A 25,986-nucleotide genomic window follows, 5' to 3' on the forward strand; every position below is an offset into this window, starting at 1 on the left:
ATCAACTAATTAACTTTTGTTTTATCAGATTTTGTTTTCAGACGGCCTTTGCTGCTTAATAACCAATGCTTATTTACAAGCAGCCTGCAACGTAGTATTCAAATATTCTTGCAGCTTATCTTCCGTCAAAATCTCGTCAAACTCACTACTGAACCTTTCAGGAGATTGTGGCGCGAAATCAGTAACGGTTTTTAGGAATTGCTTAAAGTTAGGATTTTTGTCCGCCAATTCATACACCACCGAATAATCCATTTTCTCTTTAAATTTCGCAGGAGACAAAATTGCACTTTTCTCAATATTTTCAATATTCAAATGGATGATTCCAATGCCGAAACTCTGACTAAGCTTTTGCAATGCTTCGACAAACTGGCTGTCCTGTTTAATGTACAAGGCAACCAAATAGCCTTCGTTTGCCCAGCTGGAATTACTCACTGCCTGAAAGAAATATTCCTTATAATTGGAAGTATTCAGTTCTTTTTTCAACTCAAACGAAAAAATCTTGATTGGCGAAATATCAAATTTTTCGATAAATGGCAACACATTGTTTTTCTGATAATTAGCATATTCAAAATTCACTGCCACCATATCGGGGTACAGCCACTTGTCCTCACCCTTCTGCCCTTTGGAACTTTCTTTATGGAAAATTGTTTTGGGATAAGATTTGAAATAGTCGCTGTGTTTCAAAAAATACGCTAAAACCGGATGTAAATCGCGCTCATGAAAAGCGGATTTTTTGATATTAGTAGGGAGCGCAGACTGCTTCGAGATGGAGTTGTGTTTGAATTGCTCTTTTAAAATGTATTGCTGAGGCTTGGTATTCGGAACTACCGCAACACACTCAGGACGCTTGGACGATGCAAATTGCGACTTAAAACTGTCTTCAGGCGTTTTGCCGAAAAACGTTTTTGTCTGAATATCAAAACTATCTAATTGATAATGCAAGTTGTTATTTAAAACAAATTCCCACAATTCAGATGCAATCATGGGACGATTGGCCTCTTTCAGCGCCAAAATTGCTAATTCCTTAAAACTCAGTTTCCCATTATCCATTCTCAAAATCTCATTCTTTTCTAAAACTCAAGGTTGCCTGAAACAGGCACAGACTGCTTTTTCATTTTTAGACAACCTGCACGATCATTTTGCAAACTGCTTCAAGAAGTTCAAATCGTTATCGAAGAACAAGCGCAGGTCATTGACGTTGTAGCGCAACATGGCAAAGCGGTCGAGGCCGATACCGAAAGCGAAACCGGTATATTTCTCAGGGTCGATATTGACGTTTTTCAATACGTTAGGATGTACCATACCGCAACCGCCTACTTCCAACCATTTGCCGTTTTCGCCCATGATGTCGATTTCGGCAGAAGGCTCGGTAAACGGGAAGAAAGACGGACGGAAACGTACTTGCAGGTCATCGCGTTCAAAGAAGCGACGGATAAAGTCAGTGAACACTGCTTTTAAGTCGGCAAAAGTTACGCCCTCTTCTACCCACAAACCTTCCGCCTGATGGAACATAGGCGAGTGCGTGGCATCGCTGTCCACACGGTAAACGCGGCCGGGGGCGATAATGCGGATGGGCGGCTCTTTTTTATCGAGCATATAGCGGATTTGAATCGGGGAAGTGTGCGTACGCAAAACATCGCCGTTTTCAACGTAAAACGTATCCTGCATCGCACGGGCAGGATGGTTTGCAGGGATGTTCAGGGCTTGGAAATTGTGGAAATCGTCTTCGATTTCAGGTCCATCCGCCACTTCAAAACCCATTCCGTGGAACAGCTCGACCACACGTTGCAAGGTCAGGGTTACGGGATGCAGGCTGCCGCCTTCCTGAGCGCGTCCGGGCAGGGTAATGTCAAGGGCTTCGGCATCAAGCCGGGATTGAAGTTTGGCTTCGTTGAGGGCATCGCGCTTATCGTTAAAGGCCGTCTGAAACCGGTTTTTGCACTCATTGATATGCGCGCCTATGGTTTTGCGCTCTTCAGGCGACATTTGACCCAAAGTTTTCAGAAGCCCGGTCAATTCGCCGGTTTTACCGAGATAGCGTGCTTTAATTTGTTCTAATGTATTGAAATCTTGCGCAGCTTCTACTGCGGCAATGCCTTCTGCAACGATACGGTTTACATTTTCCATAATATCAAGTCTGTCAATTAATGATATGCCACCTGAAACAATGAGGCCGCCTGTATAGCCTGACATATCAGACTCTTCAGACGACCTTATTTTCTTCACGGCCAATCCATTGGATAAATTTTCTGTATTTTAACGCAAATTTATTTAAAAAAATAGACTTTAAAGAAAGAAAATCAATCACATAGAATTTCTGCAAACAAAGAAAAAAGGAAGCCGCAGCTTCCTTTTCAATTTTTTGGCTTAAGCAGCCAAAGCAGCTTTGGCTTTTTCAACCAATTGTGCAAAAGCGGCTTTATCGAACACGGCCAAATCAGCCAATACTTTGCGGTCGATTTCGATAGAGGCGCGTTTCAGGCCGTTCATAAATTTGCTGTAAGACAAACCGTTTTCACGCGCACCTGCATTGATACGGACAATCCACAGTTGGCGGAATTGGCGTTTGCGTTGGCGACGGTCGCGGTATGCGTATTGACCGGCTTTCATTACCGCCTGTTTGGCAACGCGGTAGACATTTTTACGACGACCGCGGTAGCCTTTGGCTAACGCGAAGATTTTTTGGTGACGGGCACGGGCGGTTACACCGCGTTTTACGCGTGGCATATTCTAAACTCCTTAAGCGTAGGGCAACATTTTGGCAACAGAAGCCAAATCGCGTGAATCCACCATAGCGGTGCCGCGCAATTGGCGTTTGGTTTTAGTGGTTTTTTTGGTCAGGATGTGACTTTTGAACGCATGACCGCGTTTTACACCACCGTTACCCAGTACTTTGAAGCGTTTTTTCGCGCTAGACTTGGTTTTCATTTTAGGCATAGGAAAACTCCATTTGTTATTGGATAAGGCATCAGGGGGTTATAAACCGTCGGTTTCCAACACTTGGACCCAAAATGCCACGGTTTTTGCCGCCAATCAAAAACTTACTCCGAAGCGGCAATCGGAGTAAGCTGAAAATTATAACTTTATTTTTTCTTCGGTGCAATCATCATCACCATTTGCCGACCTTCCATTTTAGGGAAGGACTCGATTTGCGCCACTTCCGCCAAATCCTCTTTCACGCGTTCCAAAAGTTGCGCTCCGAGTTGCTGGTGGGCCATTTCACGGCCTCGGAAACGCAATGTCACTTTGACTTTGTCGCCGTCGGCAAGGAAGCGGTTGATGTTGCGCATCTTGATTTGATAGTCGCCCTCATCGGTACCCGGACGGAATTTGATTTCCTTGATTTGCACCTGCTTCTGATTTTTCTTGGCTTCGTCGCGCTTCTTGGCTTGCTGGTATTTATATTTACCGTAATCCATCAGTTTGCACACAGGCGGCTTGGCGGTAGGGGAAATTTCCACCAAATCGACATCCTGCCCTTCGGCCATAGCCAAAGCTTCACGAACCGATACGACACCAAGCTGTTCGCCTGACTCACTGATTAAACGCACTTCTTTGGCGGTAATTTCGCCGTTGATTCGTGCTTCGCGTTCTTGAGCGATGATGAGTACTCCTATAAAAATTAATGATTGACGAGGGCATCCGCGATTTCTTGCTGCAATTGTGCAATGAAATCATCCAAATCCAAAGAACCCAAGTCTTCTGCTTTGCGGCGTACCGCCACTTTGTTTTCCTGCTTCTCCTTATCGCCGACGACGATTTGGTAAGGGAAGCGGTATTGGCTGTTGTCGCGGATTTTGTAACCGATTTTCTCGTTACGCAAATCCAATTCGACACGGAATCCTGCCGCCTGCAATTTGGCAGCCACTTCGCGACAATAATCTGCCTGATTTCCGGTGATGTTCATAATCACCATTTGAACCGGCGCAAGCCACAATGGGAAAGAGCCTGCATGATTCTCAATCAGAATGCCGATAAACCGCTCCAAAGAACCTAAAATGGCGCGATGCAACATAACAGGCCGCGCGCGGTCATTATTTTCGGTTACATATTCTGCATCCAAGCGTTCCGGCAAGACGAAATCCAGTTGCAATGTACCGCATTGCCAAGAACGACCCAAGGCATCTTTGACGTGATATTCGATTTTAGGCCCGTAAAACGCGCCTTCGCCCGGCAATTCTTCCCATTCTACGCCGCAGGCGGTCAATGCTTCGCGCAGACCTTGTTCCGCCTTATCCCACACTTCATCCGATCCGGCGCGCTTTTCGGGACGCAGCGAAAGTTTGACAGATACATCGTGGAAACCGAATTGCCTGTAAATACGGACCAGCAATTCATTGAATGCGCGCGCTTCGCTGACGATTTGGTCTTCGGTACAGAAAATATGCGCATCATCCTGCACAAAACCGCGAACCCGCATCAGACCGTGCAGTGCACCGCTCGGCTCATTGCGGTGGCAAGAACCGAATTCTGCCAAACGCATCGGCAAATCGCGGTACGAACGCAAACCGTTGTTGAAAATTTGAACATGGCCCGGACAGTTCATCGGTTTAACCGCGTATTCGCGTTTTTCTGAACTGGTCACGAACATATTGTCTTTATAGTTTTCCCAGTGGCCAGATTTTTCCCAGAAGGTTTTATCCATAATCTGAGGTGTTTTCACCTCTTTATAACCGGCAGCATTCAGCTCTTTGCGCATATGCTGCTCAATCACTTGCCACAAAGCCCAGCCTTTAGGATGCCAGAACACCATGCCCGGTGCTTCATCTTGCAGGTGGAACAAATCCAATTGTTTACCCAGCTTACGGTGGTCGCGTTTTTCCGCCTCCTCGATGCGTTGGATATAGGCTTTCAATTCGTCTTTACTTGCCCAAGCCGTACCGTAAACACGTTGCAACATTTCATTGTTGCTGTCGCCGCGCCAGTATGCGCCTGCCAGCTTGGTCAGCTTGAAGTTTTTCAGGAAACGGGTGTTCGGAACGTGCGGGCCGCGGCACATATCGACATATTCCTGATGATGATACATACCCATTGCTTCCACTTCGGGCATATCGTCAATCAGGCGCAGTTTGTATTCTTCGCCGCGATCTTGGAAGATTTTGATGGTTTCGGCACGCGGGGTCATGATTTTGATTACATCATAATCTTGTGCAATCAATTCTTTCATACGCGCTTCGATGGCGGCAACATCTTCGGGCGTAAACGGTTTTTCCGTAGCAATATCGTAATAAAAGCCCTCTTCGATGACGGGGCCGATAACCATTTTTGCATTCGGATAAAGCTGCTTGACTGCGTGACCGACAAGGTGGGCGCAAGAGTGGCGGATGATTTCAACGCCTTCGCGATCTTTCGGGGTAATGATTTGGACACTTGAATCTTCGGTAATCGGATCGCACACATCGATCAATTTGCCGTTTACCTTACCTGCCACTGCCGCCTTCGCCAAACCTGCTCCGATAGACGCGGCAATCTGTGCCACGGTAACGGGCGATTCGTACTGGCGGACTGAGCCGTCCGGCAAGGTAATGTTCAACATCAAAAAGCTCCAAAACATTAAAAAATAACGGCATAAATGCCGTTTGGGAAATTTGGTAGGCACGATTGGATTCGAACCAACGACCCCCACCATGTCAAGGTGGTGCTCTAACCAACTGAGCTACGTGCCTTCAAAGAATTTTTGCATTTTATCGGGTCGTTTTAATTTTTGCAAGAGGCATGTGCATTTCTTTATGCAACATTGCGGCAAGATTTGGGGATACCGTCTGAAAAACCGTGGGAAATCATTTATAATGCCGTCTTTTAAAATATATTTCGACCCCTGTCGCCCAACTGACATTCAATCTTATGCTTAAATTTACTTTACACAAAAAAGACGGTCTCGCCCGACGCGGCACGCTGGAGTTGAACCACGGCAAAATCGAAACGCCGGTTTTCATGCCGGTCGGCACATATGGTTCGGTCAAAGCGATGAACCCGCAAAACCTGCACGACATCAAGGCGCAAATTATTTTGGGCAACACTTATCATTTATGGCTGCGTCCGGGTTTGGAGGTCATCGAACGCTTTGGAGGGCTTCACGGTTTTATCGGCTGGGACAAACCGATTCTGACCGACTCGGGCGGTTTTCAGGTTTTTTCTTTGTCGGATATGCGCAAGCTGACGGAAGAAGGCTGTACGTTCAAAAGCCCGATCAACGGCGACAAGCTGTTTTTATCGCCTGAAATTTCTATGAAAATCCAAACGGTTTTGAACTCGGACATCGCGATGCAGTTGGACGAATGCACGCCGGGCGAGGCGACGCGCGAACAGGCGCGAAAATCGCTGCAAATGAGCCTGCGCTGGGCGGAACGGAGCAAAAAAGCCTTTGAAGATTTGAAAAACCCGAACGCGCTGTTCGGCATCGTGCAAGGCGCGATGTATGAGGATTTGCGAGAAGAATCTTTGCGCGGTTTGGAGGAATTTGATTTTCCCGGCCTTGCCGTCGGCGGGCTGTCCGTCGGCGAACCCAAACCCGAAATGTACCGTATGTTGCGCGCCGTCGGTCCGATGCTGCCCGAACACAAACCGCATTACCTGATGGGCGTAGGCACGCCGGAAGACCTCGTGTACGGCGTGGCGCACGGCATCGATATGTTCGATTGCGTGATGCCCACCCGCAATGCGCGTAACGGCTGGCTGTTTACCCGTTTCGGCGATTTGAAAATCAAAAACGCCAAACACAAGCCCGACAAGCGTCCGATAGACGAAAGCTGCACCTGCTACGCCTGCCAAAACTTCAGCCGCGCCTACCTGCACCATCTGCACCGCGCCGGCGAAATCTTGGGCGCGCAATTGAATACCATCCACAACCTGCATTTCTACCAAGTCATCATGGCAGAAATGCGCGAAGCCATCGAGCAAGGAAAATTTGCCGATTGGCAGGCTCAATTCCATGAAAACCGCGCCCGCGGCACAGACTGATTCCCGGCAATGCCGTCTGAAGCCGCTTCAGACGGCATTTTGTCGATTTACCCTACCCGCACTATTTTTCAGAAACCGATCATGCTTCCATTCCTTCCAGAACCCTCCCTTTCCTATACGCAACAAAACCGTACTGCCGTTTTGCTGTTGAACCTCGGCACGCCCGACGCGCCGACTGCCGGCGCCGTCCGCCCCTACCTCAAATCGTTTTTGTCGGACTTGCGCGTCGTCGAACTGTCCAAATGGCTGTGGCAGCCGGTTTTACGCGGCATCGTATTGCCTTTCCGCGCCAAAAAAAGCGCGCGCGCCTATGAAAAAATCTGGTTTAAGGAAGGTTCGCCCCTAGAGGTTTACACAGCACGCCAAGCTGCCGCGCTTGCCGAACGTATGCCCGACCTCATCGTCCGCCACGCCATGACTTACGGCAATCCTTCGATAGCGGATGTATTGGCGGAGCTGAAATCCCAAGGTGTAGGCAGATTACTTGCGATTCCCCTGTATCCGCAATATGCCGCATCAAGCAGTGGAGCCGCCGTGGACAAGGTATGCGAACAATTACTGCTGCAACGGAACCAAATGAGCATACGGACCGTTTCGCGCTTCTATGACGACACGGGCTATATCGATGCAATGAAAAACCATATCCTCCGATATTGGGCAGAATACGGCCGCAGCAAGAAACTGATGCTGAGCTTTCACGGCATTCCGCAAAAACACTTCAACCTCGGCGACCCCTATCCAAATGAATGCCGCCATACCGCCAAACTGCTTGCCGAAGCACTAAATCTGACCGAGGACGAATATGTCGTGTCTTTCCAAAGCCAATTCGGCAGGGCAAAATGGGTTACACCGAGCACGCAGGATTTGTTCGGCAAACTGCCCAAACAGGGGGTAACCGAGCTGGACGTATTCTGCCCGGGCTTTTTGGCAGACTGTTTGGAAACCATGGAAGAAATCTCCCTGATGGGGCGGGAACAGTTTTATGAAGCAGGCGGCAAAAGCTACCGCTATATCTCCTGCCTCAACGACAACCCCGACTGGATAGACGCACTCGTCGCACTTGCCGAAGAAAACCTTGGCGGCTGGCGTTGAAACTGTTTGACTCATGTCTAAAATGCCGTCTGAACGCCGTGTGCAGACGGCATTTTCCCGCTACTTTAGCGTATGATGGCATCTATGCCGGACAACACATCAAGTGCAACCTTATAGTGGATTAAATTTAAACCAGTACGGCGTTGCCTCGCCTTGCCGTACTATTTGTACTGTCTGCGGCTTCGTCGCCTTGTCCTGATTTAAATTTAATCCACTATACTACCGATTCGGCAAAAAAACCTTTCACCCGCTACGCAAAATCAACAACAAGGTTTCAAACATTAAGGAAATGCCAATGAACACAACCCGACTACCGACCGCCCTCTTCTTGTGCTGCCTCTGTGCCGCCGCTTCTGCCGCCGACAACAGCATCATGACAAAAGGGCAAAAAGTGTACGAATCCAACTGCGTCGCCTGCCACGGCAAAAAAGGCGAAGGCCGCGGAACCATGTTTCCGCCGCTCTACCGCTCCGACTTCATCATGAAAAAACCGCAGGTGCTGCTGCACAGCATGGTCAAAGGCATCAACGGTACAATCAAAGTCAACGGCAAAACCTACAACGGATTCATGCCCGCAACCGCCATCAGCGATGCGGACATTGCCGCCGTCGCCACTTATATCATGAACGCCTTTGACAACGGCGGCGGAAGCGTTACCGAAAAAGACGTAAAACAGGCAAAAGGCAAAAAAAACTAAACAGACAAAATGCCGTCTGAAACCGGCAATCCGGCTTCAGACGGCATTCAAACCAAACCTTTCTAACGCGGTACTTTCAGACCCATAGACCCGATATTGCCGTCCCCGTCAACCTCCTTCGCGGTCAGCATAAAGCCACCGATGTCAATACGGTCGCCCTCGACCGGCTCCTGACTGTCGGAACGCTTATCGAAAAGCTCGGCAAGGCTCAAACCCTCTTCGCCCGCTTCCAGCTTCAAACCGTAAGCAAGTGCCAAATCGCCCGAACGTGCTGCCGGCGAAACGACAAACTCGCCGAAGAAATCAAAATTCTCACGGACGCCGATACCCGTCTCGGTAAAGTATTTCGCCATTTTATCGACCTTGCCGTCGGGCAGGATGTACCACGCCAAATCCTCCGCCTGAAGCACGGTGTCGGACTGCATTTCGATTCGGCTGCCGTTGCGTATCAATGCGAAACAGCGTGCGTCAAACGAATCGGAAATCGGTTCGACCGTATCGGGATGGTGTCCCTCCGCTTCAGATTCGGCAACCACTTTAAACGCCGACATTCTGACAATTTCCTTTTCCGCCAGCCAAATATCATGCGTATCTTTCGGTTCGGGCTTGTTGGGCATGGCAACCTTCAACAGCCGCGCCATCACAGGAATCGTCGTTCCCTGAATCAGCAGCGACAGCACCACCACGGCAAACGCCACATCAAACAGCAGGTGCGAATTGGGAACGCCCGTTACCAACGGCATCATCGCCAGCGAAATCGGTACGGCTCCGCGCAAGCCCAACCAACTGATATACGCCTTTTCACGCAGGCTGTAATTGAATTTCCACAAACCGCCGAACACTGCCAGCGGACGCGCGACCAGCATCAGGAACGCCGCAATCGCCAAGGCTTCCGCCGCCCTGTCCAACACGCTGGCGGGAGAAACCAGCAGACCGAGCATGACGAACAGGGTTGCCTGTGCCAGCCAAGCCAAACCGTCCATCACGCGCAAAACGTGTTCCGTCGCACGGTTGCGCTGGTTGCCGACAATGATGCCGGCAAGGTAAACCGCCAAAAAGCCGCTGCCGCCTATGGTATTGGTAAACGCAAACACAAGCAGCCCGCCCGACATAATCAGCAGCGCGTACAGACCTTCCGCAAGATTCAAACGGCGTACCAGCTTTGCCAATATCTTTCCGCCCGCCCAACCCGTCAGCAGACCGAAACCGATTTGCAGCGCAAGCATCCGGACAAACGCCGCCGCACCCGATTCCGCCGGCTGCATAATCATGGTAATCAGTGCCGTAACCAAAAAAACCGCCATCGGGTCGTTCGCACCCGATTCGATTTCCAAAGTCGCCTGCACCCGTTCGTTCAAACGCACGCCGCTGTTGCGCAAAAGGCTGAATACCGCGCCGGCATCGGTCGAACCGACAATCGCCGCCATCAGCACGCCGAACTTCCAATCCAAACCGAGGTAAAAAGTTGCAAACAGTCCCAGCGGAAGCACGGTGGCAAACACGCCCCACGAAGCGAGTACCGACGCGGGCTTCAACGCAATCCGAAAACTGGAAAGCTGCGTCCGCAAACCGCCGTCGAGCAGAATAACCGCCAAAGCAAGCTGGCTGATGAAATTCGCCATCACGACATTATTGAAGGCAATGCCGCCAACGCCTTCCTCGCCCGCCAGCATGCCGACGGCAAGAAACACCAGCAGCAAAGGCATTCCCAAACGTGCGGACAAAGTGGTCGAAACCACGCTCAGGAACAACAGTGCGCCACCCAGCAGAAACAGACTGTTCATCCAATCCACGCCAAAGATTCTCCCTTAAAATTCATGAAATTAAAATCGAAAGATTGTAACACGGCATTTTCTTTTCACGAAACTTTATTTCATGTCCGCCACCGCCTTCAGACGGCATTTTCCTGTTTCATGCCGCCTGAGACCGCCCAAACCCGCGTTCTCCTATTATAATGTCGGACTTTGCGCCGCATTTCAGGATTCTTTAATGGCATTTGCCTCACTATTTACCCTACCGGACGACATCACCGCCGTTTTGGACGATGTTGCCCTGATGACCAAAGCCGCCGCAAAGGAAACCGCCGGCATGGTCGGCGACGATTTGGCATCCAATGCCAACCGGGTTACAGGCGTATCGGCAGAACGCGAGTTGCCGATTGTTTGGCCGGTGGCGAAAGGTTCTTTTGTCAACAAACTGTTTTTTGTGCCTGTGGCTCTGCTGCTTTCCGCCTTCCTGCCGCAACTCATTACGCCGCTTTTGACGGCAGGGGGGGGATTTATTTGTGCTTTGAAGGCGTGGAAAAGCTGCCGCACAAGTTTCTGCACTGACATGACGTGCATGATGACGGCGGCGAAACGACGGTTGACGAGCAGGCTAAAATCAAAGGTGCCATCCGTACCGACTTTATCCTGTCCGCAGAAATCATCATCATCGCGCTGTGCGTGGTCGAGCAATACAGCCTGATAACGCGCTCGCTCGTGATGGCGGCAATCGGCATCGGCATGACTGTTTTGGTGTACGGAATCGTCGCCGTCATCGTCAAACTCGACGACTTGGGCATGCTGCTGATGCGCCGCCCACAAGCCTTTTCGCGCCGTTCGAGGCAAATGCTGACTGCCTTTATGCCTTGGTTTATGCGCGGTTTGAGCGTGATCGGCACGCTTGCCATGTTTCTTGCCGGCGGCGGACTGGTCGCCCACAACCTCGGCCTTCTGCACGATTTCCTGCACGCGCAACACTGGGACGCGGGCTGGGCGGAGTACTTCGCCAACCTCGTTGTCGGGCTGCTTTCCGGTTCGATTGCCTGCGCCCCGCCTTGCCTCTGATGAATCGTTTCGGCAGGCATTGATTCCTTTTTCAAATACCGATGCCGTCTGAAAGACGTTCAGGCGGCATCTTCCGAACAGACAGACGAATATGTTTTCCAAACTGGACAAATACTGGCGGCACCCCGCCCTCTACTGGCCTTTGCTCATCCTTTTTGCCGCCGCCACCCCCTTCACTTTCGCACCCTACTACCACTTTTGGCTGATGCCGTTGATTTTCGGTGCCTTTGTCCGCCTCATCGAACTGCGTCCGCGTTTTGCCGTTTCATCCGCCTACCTGTTTGCCCTGACTGCATATTCGACACAATTCTACTGGGTACACACCGCCCTCCACGACATTTCCGGACTCCCCAACCTCTATGCCGTACCACTGACCTTCCTGCTCCCGGCCTACCTTGCCCTCTATCCGGCACTCTGTTTCTGGTTATGGAAAAAATTTACCCTGCCGCGAAGCATAAAAACCGGCTTGGCATTGCCGGTTTTGTGGACACTGACCGAGTTTGCCCGCGAACGTTTCCTGACCGGATTTGGCTGGGGCGCAATCGGCTACTCCCAAATCACCCCGGACAGCCCGCTGGCAGGTTTCGCCCCCTTGGGCGGCATCCATATGGTTACACTGGCGACCGCCTTTCTCAGTGTCTGGCTGGTTTTGGCGAATGATAACACTACACGTTCGGGCAAACGCCTGCTTCCAATTATCCTGATTGCCGCCCTGCTTGCCGCAGGCTACACCGCCCAACAGACCGACTTCACCCGCCCCGACGGCAGCCGTAGCACCGTCGCCCTGCTTCAGGGCAACATCGCCCAAACCATCAAATGGCGTGAAGACCAAGTCATCCCGACCATACAGAAATATTACGAACAGGTTGGCAAAACCACTGCCGACATCGTCATCCTGCCCGAAACCGCCATCCCCGTTATGCGCCAAAACCTGCCGGAAAACATACTGGCGCAATTCGCCGAACAGGCGCAAAACAACGGCAGCGCGCTCGCCGTAGGCATCAGCCAATACACTTCGGACGGCAACGGTTACGAAAACGCCGTCATCAACCTGACCGGTTATCAGGAAAACAATCAGGACGGCATCCCCTACTACGCCAAAAACCACCTCGTCCCCTTCGGCGAATACAAACCGCTTCCCTTCCTGACCACGCCGCTTTACAAAATGATGGATATGCCCCTTTCCGACTTCCGCAAAGGCGGCGGCAAGCAATCCGCCCTGCTGATGAAAAACCAAAAAATCGCCTTCAACATCTGCTACGAAGACGGATTCGGCGACGAACTGATTGCTGCCGCCAAAGATGCCACGCTGCTTGCCAATGCCAGCAATATGGCGTGGTATGGAAAATCCAACGCCATGTACCAGCACCTCCAACAATCGCAGGCACGGGCTATGGAACTCGGACGCTATATGGTCCGCGCCACCAACACCGGCGCAACCGCCATCATCTCCCCCAAAGGCAACATCATCGCCCAAGCCCAACCCGATACAGAAACCATATTGGAAGGACACATAAAAGGCTATGTCGGCGAAACGCCCTATATGAAAACCGGCAGTTCATGGCCGTTGATAGGAATATTGACCCTTATCACACTGATACTTTTCATAATGTAATGAACTTATCCAGCAAGGTGTCTATGTTCCTAACCCTAAATTACACTATACAAAAGAAATATCTGATATTTGGAAAAAAGAAACAAATGATTTTTTACCAGGGGAAAGTACTACAGTAAGTTTTGGCAATTGGGGTGGGAATATTAAAATTATAAAAACAAGAGATGGTAGATGGGCAGTAGAAACAGGTATAGGTACACCAAATGCCTCTTTCAGTCATGGTACAACATATCGATTGAGAAAACAATGAATAGAGTAAATAATGGTAAATAAAACATGGTTACGATTAAAAGTAAAATTAGGAGAGTTTTGTCTTGGGGCTATTCCTTTATTGATTATTTTGGTTTATTTTGGAGATACTAATGGAAAAAATGATGGTGAGATTGGAATAGCTAAAATCAAGCAAACCCATGCAACTAATTTTATCTCTGATATATCGAGAAGAATGGGATCTGCAACATGGGATTTGGGTAAGCCACGTATCAATCAAAGTAATGAATTTAAGTTTTCTAATGGAAAAATTAGATTTCTGCAATGTTCTCCTAATACTAAACATAATATAGAGCAGGTATTTGAGCAATACCGCTATTTAACAATTAAAGAACATAAAACCTTTGGAAAATATTTTTGCATTGATAACAATATTGTTATAAACATAGATTCGTTTGGGAATGGTTGTGATTTAATCTTTTCAATTCAATGGGATAAGTCATATTCAAATTGTTCTGAAATACTCTTGGATTTAGATTAAGCCAGCGTAGCCTGTGCAACCAACCAAAAATGTGAAATGGTAGGGTGTAATTTATGCACACGCGGTTTTGGTTTCTCTGAACTCGGTTTCAGGCTGCCTTTTCCGAAACAAAAAATCCTAATGCCGGAACTGTCCGCCAAAGCGGACAGTCTTTTCCATGATACTGTTTACATACAGAACCGAATGTAATATAATATCCAAATCGACCTAAAATATCAGGTTTAAAAAATCAATCGAAATCAGATATAAAATTTCCCTATTTATCAACCCCTACCGCATATCTTTTATCAAACGTACGAAACACAATCCAAGCAGTGATATACTGCATCCCAACACACCAAACCGCCGATACGCAGTTTCAGCCGAAAGGAAATGCCTCAAATGAATAACGCTTTCGCATTACCCGCCATCCAAAGCGGCAACGGCAGCCTCGAACAATACATCCACACCGTCAACAGCATTCCCATGCTGACATTGGACGAAGAAACGCACCTTGCAGAACGCCAACGCAAAGGCGACCTCAATGCCGCCAAACAACTTATCCTGTCCCACCTTCGTGTGGTCGTTTCCATTGCACGCGGCTATGACGGCTATGGACTGAATCAGGCCGACCTGATTCAGGAAGGAAATATCGGTCTGATGAAGGCGGTCAAACGCTACGAGCCAGGTCGAGGTGCACGCCTGTTTTCATTTGCCGTGCATTGGATTAAAGCGGAAATTCACGAATTCATCCTGAGAAACTGGCGCCTTGTCCGCGTTGCCACCACCAAACCGCAACGCAAGCTGTTTTTCAACCTGCGCAGCATGCGTAAAAACCTTAATGCACTGTCTCCTAAAGAGGCACAAGACATCGCCGACGATTTGGGTGTCAAACTTTCCGAAGTTCTGGAAATGGAACAGCGCATGACGGGACACGACATCGCCATCATGGCAGACAACAGCGACGACGAGGACAGTTTCGCCCCTATCGACTGGCTTGCCGACCACGATTCCGAACCGAGCCGGCAACTGTCGAAACAGGCACATTACGCGCTGCAAACAGAAGGCCTGCAAAATGCTTTGGCGCAACTGGATGACAGGAGCCGCCGTATTGTGGAAAGCCGCTGGCTTCAAGATGACGGCGGTCTGACGCTGCACCAGCTTGCTGCAGAATACGGTGTCTCTGCCGAGCGCATCCGCCAGATTGAAGCGAAAGCTATGCAGAAACTGCGTGGTTTTCTTGCCGAAGAAGCCGAAGCGGTTTGAAATAGGCATAATTAAACACCCGACAAGTCGGCTTGTCGGGTGTTTTTTTATAATAGAAACCCTGATGAGGCTTGTGTGTCGTGCTGCACACGATTTTATCCGTCCACGCCGTTGCCATTGCCGAAATTAAAAAACCAACATGAATCAGACAGTGCCATATAACTGTTTCTCAGAAAGATTGACCGAATTGATAAATTGCCTGTACCACAATCAAATCTGTATAAATCAGTACTTTCAACCAACGGCTTGTCAAAATTATTTTGGTAAAGACACCCATAGCCTGTTCCAATTTTGGAAGTTTTGCCTGATACACATCCCTTTCTTGCAGTGACAAGAGCTCATGGTGCCCATATAGCGCGCCAAATCTTTAATTTTTACATCCTGAAGCACTTAGTCCCATACAGATGTGATATATTGATTATATTTTAACGGACTTCGGAGGAGAAAATGAGCAAAACCATCCACATCCACAGTATGACCGGATTTGCCAATACGGCAGAAGAATGCGGCAGCAAACGCATCAATCTCGACCTGCGTGCGGTCAACCACCGTTTTCTAGATATTCAAATCAGGATGCCGGATGATTTGCGCCATTTGGAAAGCGGTATCCGCGAGAAAATTTCATCCCATATCGCGCGCGGCAAAGTTGAATGCAAAATCCAAATTCAAGATACGGAAAACAGAAACCAATCTTTGGAACTGAATCACGACTTGGTCGGACAACTTGCAGAAATCAACCAAACCCTCCGTAAACATCATGATCTGGCAAAATTGGGGGTTGCCGATATTTTACGTTTTCCCGGCGTATTGGCAAGCCAAAGGGAAAATACGGAAGAATTGGCAAAAAGCATTACCGAACTGACCGAAAAAGCGTTAAAAGACTTTACTGCCGCACGCAAGCGGGAAGGTAAGAAATTAGGCGAGCACCTGTTACAACGCCTTCAAAGCATGGAAGAAATCATAGATGCATTAAGCGAACTCTTTCCTACCCTGTTGGAAACACATAAAGAAAAAATCCGCTTGCGCCTCGTCGAAGCAGTCGGCGACATCAATAATGACAGGCTGCAACAGGAATTTGCCCTCTTTATTCAAAAATCCGACATCGACGAAGAATTCAGCCGCCTGCGCACGCATATCGACGAAGTACGCCGCATCGTTACCGAACACAAAGGCAGCAGCGGAAAACGCTTGGATTTCCTGATGCAGGAATTAAACCGTGAGGCCAACACCTTGGGCAGCAAATCTATTGCTGCCGAATGCACCCGAGCCTCTGTCGAACTGAAAGTCTTAATCGAGCAGATGCGGGAACAAGTGCAAAATATCGAATAATCGGTTTCCCCGATAACCAAATGCCGTCTGAAAGCCCTTTCAGACGGCATTTTTTCAGTTTGAAACCTTTGCGGTATAAAGGCTTAAGGCTTTCCTTTGACCTCCACCAATCTTGTTCCTGCAAGAAAATCATACAGAAACTGCCGATCGGGATTCAGCAGTGCGAACCCCCACGGTAAAATCAGCCAAATCAATGCCGCACCGAATGCATCCTTGGGTGAAATACCGAGCAGGTGGCGTAATCCGGCATAGGCTAACATAGGGATGAATACGATAAATATGCATGCCCAAATAAAACGCAGGCGGAGCAAGTGTAGAGACGGCTGCATACCGTTAACATCGCATAAGCCTATCCTCCATGTCCTCATCGCCAAGGTCTGTCCCTGCCCGTGCCAGTTGGCACGGAAATAAAGCCACCACGAACTGACAATCAGGATGCTCGTAACCAATGCCGAAAGCGCGGCGGAGACGGGATTGAGGAAAATGGCGGCAATGCCGGCAAGCAATGCCGCCAGACAGGTTGCCGCACCGACCAGCAGCATCTCATACAGCATGGCGGCAAAGCGGCGTTTGAGCGGGGCGGTTTTCAGTATCATCATCTTTTCAGTCGGAATATGCCTCGGACGATTAACGGTGCGGACGTTTCTGACCGCGCGACTGTTTTGCCGCCATTTGGTTGATTTCCTGACGGGACGGACGTTTTTTGAACATGGCATGCGCCTCGTCAACCGAACATTTTTGTGACAGGCAGATTAAAGTAACGACATCCTTCTGGTATTGTCCGCCGCTATGATACATACGGCGCAGGTTGGCCTCATTGACTTTGCCTTTTTCCGGATCGATATCGAATTTTTTCAGACGTTCGACAAACAGACGCTGCTGACGGCGGCTGGTCCAAACAAAACCGCCCGCGGCGGCAGCGACGATGATGGCGGCAAGCAGGATGGCAAGCGGCCAGGAATCGACAATCAATACGATAATGAGGCTTAAAACGGCGGTAGTCAGTAAAATCAGACCGCCCAAGCGCAGTTTGGTCTTATTGTCCATAGGGTTGATGTTCCTTTATTGAGGTGGTCGTGCCGTCTGAAATGTTTTCGGACGGATTGGTGAATACTTTTCAGGATTAACGGTATTTTACAGTATTTTCGGATTTTAGGGATTGCCGCTTTATTCTGCCAGTGAAATGACGAGTTGTCTGAACGCCGCCCATGAATCGCCCTCTTCCGCACCTTTGATAATCCTGTCGATTTTGGCACAGGTTTTGAGCGCGTCAAGCAGGCGGACGACGGAAATCCGCTTGACCGCAAGCGGTGCGAGCGTCTGCTTTTCACCCCAAAGCCTGAGACTGTTGCGTACGGATTGGATGCTCTGCCCCTGTTTCAAGGAAGCAGCCAGACGGATCAGCGTCCTGATGTCTTCGGCTACCGCCCACAGCAACAGCACCGGTTCTTCGCCTTCCTCCTGCAATCCGTCCAACAACCTGCATACGCGCGGCACATCACCCTTCATCCACGCGCCTGCCAGTTGGAACACGTCGAAGCGGGCAACATTGGCGACGGCGGTTTGCGCTTCATCGATAGTGAGGGTATGCCCTTTCGGATACAGCAGCCCGAGCTTGTCGATTTCCTGACGCGCCGCCAACAGATTGCCTTCCACGCGCTCGGCGAACAGTGCCAATGCGTCTGCCTCGATACCCAAACCGATTTTGTCCAGCCGTCCGCGTATCCATTGGGGCAAGGCCGCCGCGCCGACCGGTTTGGCTTCCCACACTTCCCCCTTTGCCGCCAATGCTGCAAACCATTTGGACTGGAGCTGGGTTTTCTCCAGTTTAGGCAGTAAAACCAGCGTTACCGTATCTTCCGGCAGGTGGGCGGCAAAATCCTGCAACGCCTCGCCGCCGGTTTTGCCGGGCTTGCCGTTAGGGATATGCAGTTCCAACAGCTTCAAATCGGCAAACAGACCCGCACTGCCTGCGGTTTGCAGCAGTTCTTTCCAATCGAAAGACGCGTCGGCGGTATAGGCTTCGCGGTTGAGGTAGCCCTGTTCCTTTGCCGCCGCCCTCAATGCGTCCAATGCCTCGATACGCAACAGTTCTTCCTCGCCGTGGATGACGTACAGAGATTTCAAAGGCGTGTCCGTGTCGATGCGTCCGATATGTGCCACCACGTCATTCCGCCTTCAGAAAGGTCAGGCGGCGGACAATCTGTTCAGCGGCATCCTGCCGCATTTCCGCCCACAGGGTTTCTTCTTCTTCCTGTTTGCCTAAAATTTCGTTGTCCGCATAAGCAAGAACGCGGCGGACGGACACGGTCATCGGTTTGCCGACTGGCTCGCCGCGTTTCAATACCTGCGCTTCAACCGTCAATATCAAAAGATATTCGTTGATGACTGCCGCACGGGTAATGGTATAGGTTTCCTTGTTTTGGGAAACGCTGTCTATACGCAGGGTCATCTGCGCGCCGACAGCATCGTCCACCCTGCCCGAAGCCTGATACAGCGCGGTTTCCAAAGGAAACTGCAATGCCTGTCTGCCTTCGATGTGCCAGCTCCGGTAGGTCAGCGGCGGAGAAATGCCGTCTGCACCTTTCAGGTGGAAACCGCACGCGCCCAGCATCAGCACTGCGGCAGTAAGAAACAGTTTGTTCATGGCTTGCCTTTCTCAAAAGCACAAAATCGGTAGATTATATCAGCGGCGTGTTCAGACGGCATTGCCGTCCATCCAAATCAGGCTCGCCATACGCCCTGTCGCTCCGTCGCGGCGGTAGGAAAAGAAAGTGTCCCGTTCCAAAACCGTACAATGCGTGCCGCCGTACACGCCGCCCACGCCTTCGCGCTTCAGAATCAGGCGGGCGAGCGCGTAAAGGTCGGCAAGGAATTTGCCGCCGCCTATGCCTTCAAATGCGGTGGCGGCTTCGGGCATGGGCGTGCAGAACGCATCAAACACATCCTGTCCGACTTCAAACGCATCCGCACTGATGGCGGGGCCGAGATACGCCATAATTTCGACGGGCGGAACCTTCATCGCGGCAATGGTGTTTTGCAATACGCCGCCCGCCAAACCGCGCCAGCCCGCGTGTGCAGCGGCAACCGCCGTACCTGCCCTGTCGCAAAACAAAACAGGCAGGCAGTCGGCAGTCATGACAGCACAGGCAACTTTGCCCGTGTCGTCCACGGAAGCGTCCGCATCGGGTGTGCCGCCCAACGCTTCGGCAGCGTTGACGACAATGGTGCTGTGGATTTGATTGAGGTAGGCAACGGGCAAGCCGACCTGCTGTTGCACGATTTCGCGGTTGCGGCGCACGGCTTCGGGATTGTCGCCGACGTGCGTACCGAGGTTCAAACTCTGATACGCACCTTGGCTCACGCCGCCGTTGCGCGTGGTAATCAGGGTTTTCACATTGGCGGGCGCGGGCCAATCGGCGGTCAGGAAGTTTTTGCCTTTCGGGGCAAGATTTAGGGTTTCTGTGATGGTTTTCATTGGATATTGGAATAGGTGTGTGGCGGAAAGGGTTGATTAACTACCTTCGAGGCAAATGGATGCTTGTTTTTTCGTCATTCCCGCACAGGCGGGAATTCGGAGATTCAGGATTGCTTTCAATTGTTCAAACGTTCGGATTCGGATTCTTGCAGGCGCGGGAATGATGCCCTTATATACCTTCTCCGAGCTTTATATAGTGGATTAACAAAAACCAGTACGGCGTTGCCTCGCCTTAGCTCAAAGAGAACGATTCTCTAAGGTGCTGAAGCACCAAGTGAATCGGTTCCGTACTATTTGTACTGTCTACGGCTTCGTCGCCTTGTCCTGATTTTTGTTAATCCACTATATGTTTCAACAGGGGATGGCACATCAAGCACCGCACTGCGTGTTGCCCGAACGAGACTACCCTCCGATTAGATTCTATCGCTATAAACAGACGGGTTTCAACCGGATGCAGTCCGTTTCCGACACCTCTCGGGCGATGCCGTCTGAAAACTAATCTCCACTTTCAGACGGCATTGTTTAGGCGTGGTCATTTTGCAAATTAAGGTTAAGGCGTGTATGCTTGCCTTCCCTTAAAAACAAATACACAACGCATTATTATGAATATCCTCAGTAAAATCAGCAACTTTATCGGAAAAACATTTCCCCTCTGGGCCGCGCTCTTTGCCGCCGCCGCTTTTTTCGCGCCCGACACCTTCAAATGGGCGGGGCCTTATATTCCTTGGCTGTTGGGCATTATTATGTTCGGTATGGGTTTGACGCTCAAACCTTCCGACTTCGATATTTTGTTCAAACATCCCAAAGCCGTCATCATCGGCGTAATCGCACAATTCGCCATTATGCCGGCAACCGCCTGGCTGCTGTCCAAACTGTTGGACCTGCCTGCCGAAATCGCGGTCGGCGTGATTTTGGTCGGCTGCTGCCCGGGCGGTACGGCTTCCAATGTGATGACCTATCTGGCGCGTGGCAATGTGGCTTTATCGGTTGCCGTTACGTCTGTTTCCACCCTGATTTCCCCATTGCTGACTCCCGCCATCTTCCTGATGCTTGCCGGTGAAATGCTGGAAATCCAAGCAGCCGGTATGTTGATGTCCATCGTCAAAATGGTTTTGCTCCCCATTGTTTTGGGTTTGATTGTCCATAAGGTTTTGGGCAGTAAAACCGAAAAGCTGACCGATGCACTACCGCTGGTTTCCGTTGCCGCCATCGTGCTGATTATCGGCGCGGTAGTCGGGGCAAGCAAAGGCAAGATTATGGAAAGTGGCCTGCTGATTTTTGCGGTTGTCGTACTCCACAACGGCATCGGCTACCTGCTCGGCTTCTTTGCCGCCAAATGGACCGGCCTGCCTTATGATGCACAAAAAACGCTGGCCATCGAAGTCGGTATGCAAAACTCGGGTCTGGCCGCCGCGCTTGCCGCCGCACACTTTGCCGCCGCGCCGGTCGTTGCCGTTCCGGGCGCATTGTTCAGCGTGTGGCACAATATCTCCGGTTCGCTGCTGGCAACTTATTGGGCAGCTAAAGCCGGTAAACATAAAAAAACCCTAAACGCCTTTCATCATAATGCCGTCTGAACGGGGCAAACGAAACCGGCGGTTTCTGCCCGACCCCTTCAGACGGCCTTTGTTTGAAATCGGCAGGGACGATTGTCCGGCTGCTCCGATTCGGCTGCCTGCGTTCGCCCCGCCTTTCAAGCCGCCTCACTCCCTTACATAAACCACTTCGACATCGTAGTCGTCTTCGTTCCAATCATCATCGTCGTTCGCGCCGAGTTTGTCCTGCCATTCCTCTTCATTGCTCAAAGACGAATCCAAACCGGCTTCAAGACGGAGAACGGACAACAAATGATATATGTCGTCCGGAATCGGTGCTTCAAACGAAACGGTTTCGCCGCTTTCCGGATGGACGAAACTCAAGCGGTAGGCGTGCAATGCCTGACGCGCGCCCAGACTTTTAACGGCTTCTTTCACCGGTTCGCTGCACGGGTGGCGCAGGTTGCCGTAAATCGGGTCAGCAGCAAGCGGATGGTTGGCTTCGCGCATATGCACGCGGATTTGGTGCGTCCTGCCCGTTTCGAGCGAACACTCGATATAGCTGTGCGCCAGATAGCGTTCCAACACTTTGACGTGGGTTACGGCAGGCTTGCCGCCAAATTTGACGACCGCCATTTTCAGGCGGTTGTGCGGATCGCGTCCGATTTGGGTTTCAATTTTGCCGTCGAAGGGGACGATGCCGTTGGCGACGGCACGGTAGATGCGTTTGACCGTGCGCTCCTGAAGCTGTTGCACAAGGGAATTTTGCGCGGGCAGGGTTTTGGCAACCACCATCAGCCCGCTGGTTTCCTTGTCGAGGCGGTGGACGATGCCCGCGCGCGGTACTTGGCTCAATTCGGGGCAATGCGCCAAGAGGCCGTTGAGCAGCGTCCCCGTCCAGTTGCCCGCCGCCGGATGCACCACCAGTCCGGCCGGTTTGTTGACAACAATGACGGTATCGTCTTCGTAAACAATATCCAAAGCCATAGGCTCCGGCATGAATGCCAGATTCTCCTCACTCGGACGGACGGTTACACAAATTTGCTCGCCGCCTATCATTTTGTCTTTGGGTTGCGAAGGTTTATCGTTTACAATAACCGCGCCTTCTTTAATCCATGATGTCAGGCGGCTGCGCGAGTAGTCGGGCAAAAGTTTCGCCAACACCGCATCCAGCCGCCCGCCGGCAAGCTCGAGCGGAACGGTCAGACCGATACGGTTTTCAGTTTCGGAAGCTGACGCAAAGTCTGAATCGTCGCTATAATCGGATTCATTATCAAAGGAAGTATTCTGCATGAAAAAAATTCTTTTAACGGTTTCATTAGGTTTGGCACTGAGTGCCTGTGCCACCAAAGGTACGGTCGATAAAGATGCCCAGATTACCCAAGACTGGAGTGTGGAAAAACTCTATGCCGAAGCCCAGGACGAATTGAACAGTAGCAATTATACGCGGGCTGTCAAGTTATACGAAATCTTGGAATCGCGCTTCCCCACCAGCCGACATGCCCGGCAGTCGCAACTGGATACCGCATACGCCTACTATAAAGATGATGAGAAGGATAAGGCACTGGCCGCCATTGACCGCTTCCGCCGACTTCACCCTCAACACCCGAATATGGACTACGCGCTGTACCTGCGCGGCTTGGTGCTGTTCAACGAAGACCAGTCCTTCTTGAACAAACTGGCCTCGCAAGACTGGTCCGACCGCGACCCGAAAGCCAACCGCGAAGCGTATCAGGCCTTTGCGGAACTCGTCCAACGCTTCCCCAACAGCAAATACGCCGCCGATGCGACCGCACGCATGATCAAACTGGTCGATGCTTTGGGCGGCAATGAAATGTCGGTAGCGCGTTACTACATGAAACGCGGCGCATATATCGCCGCCGCCAACCGCGCCCAAAAAATCATCGGCAGCTATCAAAATACACGCTATGTCGAAGAATCACTGGCCATATTGGAACTTGCCTACAAGAAGTTGGACAAGCCCCAGCTTGCCGCCGACACACACCGCGTTTTGGAAGCCAACTTTCCAAAAAGCCCGTTTTTGACGCACGCTTGGCAGCCCGACGATATGCCCTGGTGGCGTTACTGGCATTAAGCTCATCTTCGTAATGCCGTCTGAAGCCCTTTCAGACGGCATTTTCCGTTCCGGCGCAAGCCTTTTCGTTCACTCAAACGGTTTTTTCTGCCAATAGAATTTATACCCTCTCAAACGTTGGGCCTTCACACCATCTTGACTCAAACCAAATACCAGTGCGCCCGACAAATCGGTACGCAGCAGTTTGATGCCGTGTGCGCGGACACGATTCTGCACCGCTTGGGTCGGATGTTTGTAGGCGTTGGCATAACCGCTTGAAGCAACGGCATATTCGGGTGCAACCGTATTCAGGAACACGCCTGAAGATGATGAATTGCTGCCGTGATGCCCCAACACCAACACCTGGCTGTACAGGTTGCCTCCATACTTGCCGACCAGGCTTTCCTCTCCCTTCGTATCCAAATCGCCCGTTACCAGCAGTGCCGCACCACCAGCCACAACACGCAAAACACAACTTTTCCCATTATCATCGATGTTTTTGCGTTCAGACGGCCTCAAAAACTCGAAATCTACGCCGTCCCATTGCCAACGCTGTTCCGCACAATGCCGCGCCCCCTCATAAAATTCCGGCTGTCCGGCATAAATCCCGCCGTTCGGTATCTTGCCGACTGCCTGAAAACCGCCGTCGTGGTCGCTGTCGTGATGCGACAGAACCAGCTTGTCCAAACGGCGGACACCCGCCGCATTCAAACTCGGCACAATCCCCGTCTGTGCCGCCGATGCAGTTCCGGTGTCAAACAAAAGATGATGATTTGCCGTCTGAACCGACACCGACAAGCCCTGCCCCGCATCCCAAACCGTAACCGCAGCCTCATTTTCCGGCACGCCGGGCGGACGGTAAAACACAAACCCTGCCAACAGCAACACCGCCCACGGACGCAAACCCAAGCCGCGCGGCAGCAACAACAGCAAAGCGGCACACACCGCCAACACCAGCAGCGGCAAAGGTGCGGCGGCAACGGCAAACTCCGGTGACACATCGGCAAGCCACACCAAAAACCGTAAAGTGTATTCCGCCAAAAATGCCCCCAACTGTTGCAAAGGCGCAAACGGCACGACCGAACCCAGCAACGCCAGCGGCGTCAATACCCAAGAAAACCACGGAATCGCCGCCGCATTGACCAAAGGGCTGATTAAAGGCAGCGAGGCAAACAGATAACCGAGCAAAACCAACGACAACACCGAAGCCGCCCACTGCCCGCGCAAAGCAGTTTGCCGTTTCCCCTCATGCAAACGCCCTGCACACGCCCATATCAGAGCCGCCACCAAACCGAAAGACAGCCAGGTACCGACACCCAAGACCGCCAACGGGTCGAACAGCAGTACCGCCCCCAACGCCTGCCACCACGTCGCCCACGCCGACAGTCTTCCCCTGCGCCACGCCCACGCAAACGCCGCCAACATCAAAACACTGCGCTGCGTCGGCACGGAAAAACCGGCAAGCAGCGCGTAAAACAGCGCGCCTGCACACCCCGCCGCCAAAACCCACACGCGCGGCCAGGCAGGAAGGCGCGGGGAACAGGCAAGCAGCCGCTTCGCCAGCCACGCAAACAACACAGCCACCATCGTAACGTGCAAACCCGAAATACTGACCAGATGCGTCAGCCCCAACGGCCGGAACGCCTGCCACAATTCGGGGCGCAATGCCGACTGTTCGCCCACGCTCAACGCGCGCATCAGCCCGATGCCGTCTGAAAGCCCGCCGTCCGCATCCGCTTGCTGCCAATTACGGCTGATGCGGCTGCGCCAAACCGCAATCCCCCAACCGCTTCCGTCATCCAGCAAAACCCTGTCTGCACCGACCGCCCCCACGCCGCCTATCCCGTTGGATAATGCCCACGCCTCACGGTTCAAACCGCGCAGGTTCAACTCCCCGACGACGGGGTGCACACGTGCCGTTATCCGCCACCTGCTCCCGACCGCCCATTCGCGTCGTTTGTAATCCGACAGCAGCAAATCGAACGTCCGACCACCGCTGTCCACAGCCTTTGCCGCAAACTGCACGCGCCGCCCGTCCGACCTCGGCATATCCGCCACTTCCACCGTCAACGGCACGCCTGAAACGGTTTCTGCCCGCCATTGGGAAGACAATGCCGCCTCCGTCCTGAACACACCGTAGGCAGCACCCGCCAACACGCACAGCATCAGACCGGCAAACGCAAAACGCCTTGCAAGCACAGCCAAAACCGCAAAAGCCGCCAGCCAAAACAGCCAATGCGGCACGACCGGCAGCGCAAACGAAGCCGCCACGCCGACAACCCAACACGGCAAAAACCAACGACGGAACACGTCTCCCCACTCCCTATATTTCAAAAATAAACGGATAATAAAGCAAATCCAAAAAACCGTCATAAAGGAAAG

General features: G+C 51.4%; 24 protein-coding genes, 1 tRNA gene and 1 pseudogene. 11 read left to right on the top strand and 15 right to left on the bottom strand.

Features of this window, described 5'->3' with window-relative positions:
• Window positions 1-69: 69 nt before the first annotated feature.
• The 7 genes from Q3O12_RS01430 to Q3O12_RS01460 all read right to left on the bottom strand — a co-directional run bounded on the left by Q3O12_RS01430 (window position 70) and on the right by Q3O12_RS01460 (window position 5,666).
• A complete protein-coding gene (locus Q3O12_RS01430) occupies window positions 70-1,050 on the bottom strand; it encodes a hypothetical protein (protein ID WP_301668981.1) in 981 nt (326 codons plus the stop codon).
• Window positions 1,051-1,134: 84 nt separating this feature from the next.
• Window positions 1,135-2,127, bottom strand: a complete 993-nt coding sequence (gene pheS / locus Q3O12_RS01435; RefSeq protein ID WP_301668982.1) for a phenylalanine--tRNA ligase subunit alpha — start codon at window positions 2,125-2,127, stop codon at window positions 1,135-1,137.
• Between the two features lie 240 nt (window positions 2,128-2,367).
• Entirely contained in the window at window positions 2,368-2,727 is a 360-nt protein-coding gene (gene rplT, locus Q3O12_RS01440) for a 50S ribosomal protein L20 (protein WP_002214103.1), read from the bottom strand.
• Between the two features lie 12 nt (window positions 2,728-2,739).
• A complete protein-coding gene (gene rpmI / locus Q3O12_RS01445) occupies window positions 2,740-2,937 on the bottom strand; it encodes a 50S ribosomal protein L35 (RefSeq protein ID WP_003675505.1) in 198 nt (65 codons plus the stop codon).
• Window positions 2,938-3,083: 146 nt separating this feature from the next.
• The gene (gene infC, locus Q3O12_RS01450; RefSeq protein ID WP_010951024.1) at window positions 3,084-3,605 is read right to left on the bottom strand and encodes a translation initiation factor IF-3; all 522 of its coding nucleotides are present in this window, start codon (window positions 3,603-3,605) and stop codon (window positions 3,084-3,086) included.
• Window positions 3,606-3,622: 17 nt separating this feature from the next.
• Window positions 3,623-5,536 carry a threonine--tRNA ligase gene (gene thrS / locus Q3O12_RS01455; RefSeq protein ID WP_301668986.1) on the bottom strand — a complete coding sequence of 638 codons (1,914 nt, stop codon included), beginning with the start codon at window positions 5,534-5,536 and terminating at the stop codon, window positions 3,623-3,625.
• Between the two features lie 53 nt (window positions 5,537-5,589).
• A tRNA-Val gene (locus Q3O12_RS01460) sits at window positions 5,590-5,666 on the bottom strand.
• Between the two features lie 178 nt (window positions 5,667-5,844).
• Between Q3O12_RS01460 and tgt the strand changes: the two genes are divergently transcribed.
• From tgt to Q3O12_RS01480, 3 genes are all read left to right on the top strand, one after another.
• Window positions 5,845-6,960 carry a tRNA guanosine(34) transglycosylase Tgt gene (tgt, locus tag Q3O12_RS01465; protein WP_301668987.1) on the top strand — a complete coding sequence of 372 codons (1,116 nt, stop codon included), beginning with the start codon at window positions 5,845-5,847 and terminating at the stop codon, window positions 6,958-6,960.
• Between the two features lie 9 nt (window positions 6,961-6,969).
• Window positions 6,970-8,052, top strand: coding sequence for a ferrochelatase (gene hemH / locus Q3O12_RS01470; protein WP_301668988.1), 1,083 nt, complete (start codon window positions 6,970-6,972; stop codon window positions 8,050-8,052).
• Window positions 8,053-8,347: 295 nt separating this feature from the next.
• Window positions 8,348-8,749 (top strand): c-type cytochrome, encoded by a 402-nt coding sequence (locus Q3O12_RS01480; RefSeq protein WP_308447780.1) that lies wholly within the window; start codon window positions 8,348-8,350, stop codon window positions 8,747-8,749.
• A gap of 62 nt (window positions 8,750-8,811) precedes the next feature.
• On the opposite strand, the gene Q3O12_RS01485 is transcribed toward Q3O12_RS01480, so the two are convergent.
• Window positions 8,812-10,533 carry a potassium/proton antiporter gene (locus tag Q3O12_RS01485; protein WP_301668989.1) on the bottom strand — a complete coding sequence of 574 codons (1,722 nt, stop codon included), beginning with the start codon at window positions 10,531-10,533 and terminating at the stop codon, window positions 8,812-8,814.
• A 205-nt stretch (window positions 10,534-10,738) separates the two neighbouring features.
• Between Q3O12_RS01485 and Q3O12_RS01490 the strand changes: the two are divergent.
• The 5 genes and pseudogenes from Q3O12_RS01490 (at window position 10,739) to Q3O12_RS01510 (ending at window position 16,517) form a co-directional block, all read left to right on the top strand.
• Window positions 10,739-11,600, top strand: a pseudogene (locus Q3O12_RS01490) (DUF808 domain-containing protein).
• A gap of 68 nt (window positions 11,601-11,668) precedes the next feature.
• Window positions 11,669-13,192, top strand: a complete 1,524-nt coding sequence (gene lnt / locus Q3O12_RS01495; RefSeq protein WP_301668990.1) for an apolipoprotein N-acyltransferase — start codon at window positions 11,669-11,671, stop codon at window positions 13,190-13,192.
• A gap of 262 nt (window positions 13,193-13,454) precedes the next feature.
• A complete protein-coding gene (locus Q3O12_RS01500) occupies window positions 13,455-13,943 on the top strand; it encodes a hypothetical protein (protein ID WP_301668285.1) in 489 nt (162 codons plus the stop codon).
• 381 nt (window positions 13,944-14,324) lie between these two features.
• Complete coding sequence (gene rpoH / locus Q3O12_RS01505) at window positions 14,325-15,188, top strand: RNA polymerase sigma factor RpoH (protein ID WP_301668991.1); 864 nt, start codon at window positions 14,325-14,327, stop codon at window positions 15,186-15,188.
• Window positions 15,189-15,635: 447 nt separating this feature from the next.
• Entirely contained in the window at window positions 15,636-16,517 is an 882-nt protein-coding gene (locus tag Q3O12_RS01510; protein WP_301668993.1) for a YicC/YloC family endoribonuclease, read from the top strand.
• 83 nt (window positions 16,518-16,600) lie between these two features.
• On the opposite strand, the gene Q3O12_RS01515 is transcribed toward Q3O12_RS01510, so the two are convergent.
• The 5 genes from Q3O12_RS01515 to pgeF form a co-directional block, all read right to left on the bottom strand.
• Entirely contained in the window at window positions 16,601-17,116 is a 516-nt protein-coding gene (locus Q3O12_RS01515; protein ID WP_183503682.1) for an RDD family protein, read from the bottom strand.
• 28 nt (window positions 17,117-17,144) lie between these two features.
• Complete coding sequence (locus tag Q3O12_RS01520; RefSeq protein ID WP_118997511.1) at window positions 17,145-17,564, bottom strand: hypothetical protein; 420 nt, start codon at window positions 17,562-17,564, stop codon at window positions 17,145-17,147.
• 120 nt (window positions 17,565-17,684) lie between these two features.
• Window positions 17,685-18,683: a DNA polymerase III subunit delta gene (holA, locus tag Q3O12_RS01525; protein ID WP_301668994.1), complete on the bottom strand. Its 999-nt coding sequence runs from the start codon at window positions 18,681-18,683 to the stop codon at window positions 17,685-17,687.
• A gap of 1 nt (window position 18,684) precedes the next feature.
• Window positions 18,685-19,164, bottom strand: coding sequence for an LPS-assembly lipoprotein LptE (locus tag Q3O12_RS01530; protein ID WP_301668995.1), 480 nt, complete (start codon window positions 19,162-19,164; stop codon window positions 18,685-18,687).
• 51 nt (window positions 19,165-19,215) lie between these two features.
• On the bottom strand, window positions 19,216-19,995 hold the full coding sequence (gene pgeF, locus Q3O12_RS01535; RefSeq protein ID WP_301668996.1) for a peptidoglycan editing factor PgeF: 780 nt from the start codon (window positions 19,993-19,995) through the stop codon (window positions 19,216-19,218).
• Between the two features lie 361 nt (window positions 19,996-20,356).
• Here pgeF and Q3O12_RS01540 point away from each other — a divergent pair, with 361 nt between their 5' ends.
• Window positions 20,357-20,494, top strand: a complete 138-nt coding sequence (locus Q3O12_RS01540) for a hypothetical protein (RefSeq protein ID WP_199901167.1) — start codon at window positions 20,357-20,359, stop codon at window positions 20,492-20,494.
• A 103-nt stretch (window positions 20,495-20,597) separates the two neighbouring features.
• Complete coding sequence (locus Q3O12_RS01545; RefSeq protein WP_301668998.1) at window positions 20,598-21,572, top strand: bile acid:sodium symporter family protein; 975 nt, start codon at window positions 20,598-20,600, stop codon at window positions 21,570-21,572.
• Window positions 21,573-21,698: 126 nt separating this feature from the next.
• Here Q3O12_RS01545 and rluD read toward each other — a convergent pair whose 3' ends face one another.
• Entirely contained in the window at window positions 21,699-22,823 is a 1,125-nt protein-coding gene (rluD, locus tag Q3O12_RS01550; RefSeq protein WP_301668999.1) for a 23S rRNA pseudouridine(1911/1915/1917) synthase RluD, read from the bottom strand.
• Here rluD and Q3O12_RS01555 point away from each other — a divergent pair.
• Window positions 22,822-23,625 carry an outer membrane protein assembly factor BamD gene (locus tag Q3O12_RS01555; protein WP_301669000.1) on the top strand — a complete coding sequence of 268 codons (804 nt, stop codon included), beginning with the start codon at window positions 22,822-22,824 and terminating at the stop codon, window positions 23,623-23,625. The genes rluD and Q3O12_RS01555 overlap by 2 nt on opposite strands.
• Before the next feature lie 69 nt (window positions 23,626-23,694).
• On the opposite strand, the gene Q3O12_RS01560 is transcribed toward Q3O12_RS01555, so the two are convergent.
• Entirely contained in the window at window positions 23,695-25,914 is a 2,220-nt protein-coding gene (locus tag Q3O12_RS01560; RefSeq protein WP_301669001.1) for a DNA internalization-related competence protein ComEC/Rec2, read from the bottom strand.
• Window positions 25,915-25,986: the final 72 nt, after the last annotated feature.

It is taken from the genome of Neisseria benedictiae (assembly GCF_958267435.1).
In the GTDB taxonomy this organism is placed as follows: domain Bacteria; phylum Pseudomonadota; class Gammaproteobacteria; order Burkholderiales; family Neisseriaceae; genus Neisseria; species Neisseria bergeri.